The organism is Kocuria sp. CCUG 69068, assembly GCF_020833785.1.
GTDB lineage: Bacteria > Actinomycetota > Actinomycetes > Actinomycetales > Micrococcaceae > Kocuria > Kocuria rosea.
The window spans coordinates 1-4226 of sequence record NZ_PDDL01000175.1; the positions used below are offsets into that span (position 1 = coordinate 1).

General features: G+C 75.9%; 3 protein-coding genes and 1 pseudogene. 3 read left to right on the plus strand and 1 reads right to left on the minus strand.

The genetic code is table 11. From position 1 onward, the window contains the following. Nucleotides 1-52 precede the first annotated feature (52 nt). The 3 genes and pseudogenes from CRM73_RS20030 to hemL all read left to right on the plus strand — a co-directional run. A pseudogene (locus tag CRM73_RS20030) lies at nucleotides 53-205 on the plus strand (uroporphyrinogen-III synthase); the annotation flags it as partial. A gap of 513 nt (nucleotides 206-718) precedes the next feature. Continuing rightward, nucleotides 719-1717 carry a porphobilinogen synthase gene (gene hemB, locus CRM73_RS18375; protein ID WP_031283009.1) on the plus strand — a complete coding sequence of 333 codons (999 nt, stop codon included), beginning with the start codon at nucleotides 719-721 and terminating at the stop codon, nucleotides 1715-1717. 52 nt (nucleotides 1718-1769) lie between these two features. Further along, nucleotides 1770-3086 carry a glutamate-1-semialdehyde 2,1-aminomutase gene (gene hemL / locus CRM73_RS18380; RefSeq protein WP_095650634.1) on the plus strand — a complete coding sequence of 439 codons (1317 nt, stop codon included), beginning with the start codon at nucleotides 1770-1772 and terminating at the stop codon, nucleotides 3084-3086. A 43-nt stretch (nucleotides 3087-3129) separates the two neighbouring features. Here hemL and CRM73_RS18385 read toward each other — a convergent pair whose 3' ends face one another. Then, entirely contained in the window at nucleotides 3130-3984 is an 855-nt protein-coding gene (locus tag CRM73_RS18385) for a 3'-5' exonuclease (protein WP_095650633.1), read from the minus strand. Nucleotides 3985-4226: the final 242 nt, after the last annotated feature.

Here is a 4226-nt window from a genome sequence, read left to right on the forward strand (position 1 = left end):
GGCCGCGGCCCTCACGGCGGCCGGGCTGCGGCCGGACCTCGTGCCCGGCGCGGTGCACTCGGCCGCCGGGCTGCTCGCCGACTGGCCGCCGGAGCCGGCTCCCGGCACCGTCCTGCTGCCGCTCTCCGCCCGGGCCCGGCCCACCCTCGAGACCGGTCTGACCGCGCGGGGGTACGGGGTGCTGACGGCCACGGCTTACGAGACCGTGCCCTGGCCGGCGCCCGCGCCCCTCGTGCGGCGGGCCGCGGCCCAGGGAGAGGCCGACGGCACGGACGACGACGCGGTCGACGGCACGGACGACGACACGGACCGCGGCGTGGACGGGCGCGTGGCCGAGCTCCACCGGTCCGACCTGCTGCAGGTCCTGGCCGCGGGCGAGGCCGACGCCGTGGTGCTCACGGCGCCGTCCCACCTCGCCGAGCTCGTGCGCGACGACCCCGCCGTCCTGGCCGGCACCGTCCTCGTGGCCATCGGCGAGCCGACGAGACGCGCCGCCGCCGAGCGCGGCCTGCCGTCCGTGGCCGCGTCCCTGCCCACCCCGGAGGGGATCCGCGACGCACTCGCCCGGGCCCTCACCGCCCCCGCGGCCTCCCGGGCGGCCGCGGGGGCGCCCGCCCCGACCCCGACGGCGGCGGCTCCGCCGCCGGCCGCACCGACCACACCGATCCCGACGACACCGATCCCTGCGACCGAGGAGACGAACTCCGTGACCCACCGAATTCCCCGCTACGACCTGGTGTCCCGCCCCCGCCGCCTGCGCACCACCCCGGCCGTGCGCCGGCTCGCCGCGCAGACCAGGGTCCATCCGTCCGACCTCATCCTGCCCGTGTTCGTCCGCGAGGGCCTCGCCGAGCCCGCCCCGCTCGGCTCCATGCCGGGGGTCGTCCAGCACTCCATGGACTCGCTCCGGCGCGCCGCCGCCGAGGCCGTGGCCAAGGGCCTCGGCGGGTTCATGATCTTCGGCGTGCCCGCCGAGCGGGACCCCGAGGGCAGCGCCGGGTGCGACCCCGAGGGCATCCTGAACCGGGCGCTGCGCGCCGTGCGCGCCGAGGTCGGCGACGACCTCGTCGTCATGGCCGACCTGTGCCTGGACGAGTTCACCGACCACGGGCACTGCGGCGTCCTGGCCGAGGACGGGACCGTGGACAACGACGCGACCCTGGAGATCTACGGCCGGATGGCCGTGGCCCAGGCCGAGGCGGGCGCCCACGTGCTCGGGCCCTCCGGCATGATGGACGGCCAGGTCGGCGTGATCCGCTCCGCCCTCGACGAGGCCGGGCACCCCGACGTCGCCGTCCTGGCCTACTCCGCGAAGTACTCCTCCGCGTTCTACGGCCCGTTCCGCGAGGCCGTGGACTCCCAGCTGCAGGGCGACCGCCGCAGCTACCAGATGGACCCCGCCAACCGCCGGGAGGCGCTGCACGAGCTGCAGCTGGACCTGGACGAGGGCGCCGACATGGTCATGGTCAAACCGGCCATGAGCTACCTCGACATCCTCCGCGACGTGGCCGAGGTCTCCCCGGTGCCCGTCTCCGCGTACCAGATCTCCGGCGAGTACGCCATGATCGAGGCCGCCGCCGCCAACGGCTGGATCGACCGCCGGGCCGCGATCCAGGAGTCCGTGCTGTCCATCCGCCGCGCGGGCGCCGACTCCGTGCTCACCTACTTCGCCGTCGAGCTCGCGGACTGGTTCCGCGAGGAGAACGGCCTCTCCTGACCCCCACCGTCCCCCGAGCCGGCACCCCCGGCGGAAGGAAGCAGACAAACCCATGAGCGTTTCCCAGGAACTCTTCGACCGCGCGCGCAAGGTCATGCCCGGCGGGGTCAACTCCCCGGTGCGGGCCTTCGCGTCCGTGGGCGGCACCCCGCCCTTCATCACCGCGGCCAAGGGCCCGTACCTCACCGACGTCGACGGCCGCGAGTACGTCGACCTCGTCAGCTCGTGGGGGCCCGCCCTCGTCGGGCACTCCCACCCGGCCGTCATCGAGGCCGTGCACGAGGCCGTGGAGCGCGGCCTGTCCTTCGGGGCCACGACCCGCGGGGAGACCGAGCTGGCCGAACTCGTGGTCGAGCGGATCGGCGCGATCGACGAGCTGCGCATGGTCTCGACCGGGACCGAGGCGGCCATGACCGCGATCCGCCTGGCGCGCGGCGTGACCGGCCGGGACCTCGTCGTGAAGTTCGCCGGGTGCTACCACGGGCACGTGGACTCCCTGCTGTCCGAGGCGGGCTCCGGCGTGGCGACCCTCGCCCTGCCCGGCTCCGCCGGGGTCACCGCGGCCACCGCGGCCGAGACCCTGGTGCTGCCCTACAACGACCTCGCCGCCGTGGAGGAGGCCTTCGCCGCCCACCCCGGCCGGATCGCCGCCGTCATCACCGAGGGCGCGCCCGCCAACATGGGTGTGGTCACCCCCGGCGAGGGCTTCAACGCGGGCCTGCGCCGGCTCACGCGCGAGCACGGGGCGCTGATGATCTTCGACGAGGTGCTGACCGGGTTCCGCGTGCACGAGGCCGGCTACTGGGGTCTCACCGCCGCGGGCGAGGACGGCTGGGAGCCCGACCTGTTCATGTTCGGGAAGGTCATCGGCGGCGGGCTGCCGGTCGCCGGCGTGGGCGGGCGGGCCGCGGTCATGAACCACCTGGCGCCCCTCGGGCCCGTGTACCAGGCCGGAACCCTGTCCGGGAACCCCGTGGCGATGGCCGCGGGCGCGGCGACCCTGCGCACCGCGGACCGGATCGCCTACCAGACCGTCGACCGGCGCTCGGCGCAGCTGCAGGAGGCGGTGCGCGCGGCGCTGACCGAGGCCGGGGTCGACCACTCGATCCAGTCGGCCGGCAACCTGTTCTCGGTGGCCTTCGGCACCTCCGCCGCCGGCGTGCACGACTACGCGCAGGCCAAGGCGCAGGAGACGTTCCGCTACCCGGCGTTCTTCCACGCGATGCTCGACCAGGGCGTCTACCTGCCCCCGTCGGTGTTCGAGGCGTGGTTCCTCTCCGCCGCGCACGACGACGCCGCGATGGACCGGATCGTCTCCGCCCTGCCGGCCGCGGCGCGCGCGGCCGCCGAGGCCCGGCCGGCCGCCTGACCACGGCCGCCGGGACCCGGCCGGCCGCCGTCCCGGGGAGCGCTCAGGCGTCCTCGGGACGGCGGAGCGGCCAGGCGCCGTCGACCACCGCGTCCGGGCGGGTCCGGCGGAAGTACTCCTGGAGGCTCGCGGCCTGCTCGGCCGCCCACCCCACCTGGTCGGCGTGCAGCGCGGCCGCCGGGCGCACCAGCTCCGGGAAGCGGCGGGCCATCAGCACCGCGAGCCGCTCCGTCGCGACCGAGTCCGCCGCCGAGGTGTGCGCCGCGGTGAGCTCGACCCCGTACTCCTCGCACAGCGCCCCGAGGGTGCGCTTGCCGCGCCGGTACCGGTGCACCTGCTTGTTGAGGACGTAGGGGTCCAGCACCGGGAAGGGCTGCGGGACCTCCACCCCGTGGCGCCGGCCCTCGTGGGCGAGGACCGTGAAGTCGTAGGAGGCGTTGAACACCAGCACGGGCGTGCCCGCGGCGAAGAGGCCGGCCAGGACGCCCGCGATCTCCGCGACCACCTCCGCGGCGGGCCGGCCCTCGGCGCGGGCCCGCTCGGTGCTCACCCCGTGCACGGCGGCCGCCTCCTCGGGGATCTCCACCCCCGGGTCCGCCAGCCACTCCCACTCGTCCGTCACGGCGCCCGCGGCGTCGGTGCGCACGACGGACGCCGTGACGATGCGGGCCGTGTGCGGGTCACGGCCGGTCGTCTCGAGGTCGAAGGAAGCGCGCGGACCCTCGGTCCACGCGGGGGACGCCCCCGGGGCGCCCGCGGACCCCTCGAGGTCGAAGAGCACGTCCTGCTCCGCGGCGTCGTCCGGCGCGGGCGGGGCGGGCCTCGGCGCGCGCAGCGGGGCGGCGTCGAACAGGGGCAGCTGGTCGGTGGGGCCGGCGGGGCCTGAGGGCGAGGACATGGCTCCCACCGTACCGGCCCCCTCCGACCCGCCACGGACGCGGCCGCCCCGGCCGACGCCTCCGTGCGCACCGGTCCGGAACCGTCCGGGTACGCACGGACGCGGAGCGCTTAGATGTGATGTCCAGGGAGGTTGTCCCGCCGCAAGGCGGTGAGTCGGGCTGACACGGGAAGGCCTCCGGTAGTGAAGTGGAGCTGTCTAGTTCACCGCTTCACCCACCGGAGGCCTTCATGTCCCACGTT

What these genes read in the sequence shown, in the direction of transcription:
- hemL (WP_095650634.1), top strand. Translation starts at nt 1,770, where the DNA reads ATGAGCGTTTCCCAGGAACTCTTCGACCGCGCGCGCAAGGTCATGCCC.
- CRM73_RS18385 (WP_095650633.1), bottom strand. Translation starts at nt 3,984, where the DNA reads ATGTCCTCGCCCTCAGGCCCCGCCGGCCCCACCGACCAGCTGCCCCTG.